The sequence below is a fragment of the Phormidesmis priestleyi ULC007 genome, assembly GCF_003003695.1.
GTDB lineage: Bacteria > Cyanobacteriota > Cyanobacteriia > Leptolyngbyales > Leptolyngbyaceae > Phormidesmis_A > Phormidesmis_A priestleyi_A.
Window position 1 is genome coordinate 1 of sequence record NZ_PVWG01000111.1, and the last position, 1,584, is coordinate 1,584.

General features: G+C 44.7%; 2 protein-coding genes and 1 pseudogene. 1 reads left to right on the plus strand and 2 read right to left on the minus strand.

Features of this window, described 5'->3' with window-relative positions; all coding sequences use genetic code 11:
• Positions 1-186 (plus strand): transposase (locus C7B65_RS29090; protein ID WP_244913307.1); only part of this gene is annotated, 186 nt, incomplete at its 5' end.
• A 19-nt stretch (positions 187-205) separates the two neighbouring features.
• On the opposite strand, the pseudogene C7B65_RS26865 reads toward C7B65_RS29090, so the two are convergent.
• A pseudogene (locus C7B65_RS26865) lies at positions 206-529 on the minus strand (transposase); the annotation flags it as partial.
• A 56-nt stretch (positions 530-585) separates the two neighbouring features.
• Positions 586-1,164: a hypothetical protein gene (locus C7B65_RS26870; protein WP_073075374.1), complete on the minus strand. Its 579-nt coding sequence runs from the start codon at positions 1,162-1,164 to the stop codon at positions 586-588.
• Positions 1,165-1,584 lie beyond the last annotated feature (420 nt).

Consider the following 1,584-nt stretch of genomic DNA (forward strand, 5'->3'; position numbering starts at 1 on the left):
TATTTGTCACCCTATTCTCCTGACTTTAATCCGATTGAGAACTGCTGGTCGAAAGTCAAAGCGTTTTTACGCTCGGTGGCGGCTCGGTCTCGTGAAGCCCTAGATCAAGGAATTACGGATGCCCTCAAGGCTGTGACCTTAAAAGATATTGAGGGGTGGTTTACCTACCGCTGTTATTGTACTTAATTGAACTGAAAACCGCTATATCGTCGAAGCCGTTGAAACGAGTTTGACCCTTGGCAATCAGGATGGGTTCAAATTCACCATGACGATCTCGGGGGATAGCGATTTCAGCTTCGCCAAACTCACCCTTGATGGTTTTCTGGCTATGTCCATTGCGGCGATTCTTAGGAGAGGCAGGGACGGGTTCGAGTTGCTCTTGTTGCAGATGGGTATTGAGTTCTGCGGTGAGGCAGCGTTCGATCAAAGCTTTGGTCAGTTGCTTAAAAATGCCGCCTTCACCCATGAGATCTTCAGGGTTGCGATATTCTTTGAGGAGTTCGTCAATTAATTCAGGTCGAAAGGTCATGAGTTTGTGTCTCTGGTGATGGGTTCATTAGATCGTGTTTTGACCTCTGACACAAACTAATTTACACTCCCAGCAAGTTGGTCAAAACGATGGTAATCTTGAGGCTCTGCATTGCTCATCTCTAAACAATTCCAAGCAAACTCAGCAAGTCTTCCTTCAATTGGTTTTTCGAGGTGTAACCACATCCAGAGAGATTTAACAACTGCTGCTGCATTATCCAAATCTGAACCTGCAATAGCTTCGAGTAAATACAAGTAATCATCTGAATTAAGAGATGCAAGCCATTTACCCCACTCAAGCACATGTTCAACGAATTTGGGGTCAACTCGTTCATCTCGAATTAATCTCACCACACGATTGACCCCTTGAAGGTCACCTCCAAGCCTTTGCGTAGCAGTAACTATCGCCTCAGATCTAACCTCACCTTGCTGCGTAACTTTGTCTAAGTAATCACTAACGAATTGCCGCTTAATCTGGCTTAGACCACCACAATATGCTAAAAAAACATGACTGCCATCCTGTCCGATACCAATTTGTTCAATCTCTGCCAGCCATCCTTGCTCAAGATCCAATTTGCCAAGCCAAAAGCAAAACTTATACGCCTCTTGAGCTTCTGCTGAACAAAGCCAGTCCAAAAGCCCTTTTGTTAAAAGGGATGGATTATTAATAACCTCTTGTGCAAGTATTTGTGCTTCTTGCTCGTCACGATAAACACGATTTTCATGTTCATCTAGTTCATATTCAATGTGGCTACTTGTCCAGTGACCTGCCCAGCGTTTTAATCTAATTGCAAACTCAGACTTATTTAGTGATTTAAGTAAAGTGTTGATAGTTCAACAGTCCGGACAATTTTGAATCGCTAACGATGGAGTGCGGGTTTCAGCCTTCTCAATGAAGCTATCTACAACGGTAGAATGCGGGTTTCAGCTTCTGCCTCAAAAATTGTGGTTGGGTCGAGGGGGAGTATGATCTCCCTCTCCTCCCAGTTAGATCCGTGCGTGCAAGTTTTCCCGCACACGGCTCCCGATTCAATCAGGCTGTGCCTTTGCTCCTGT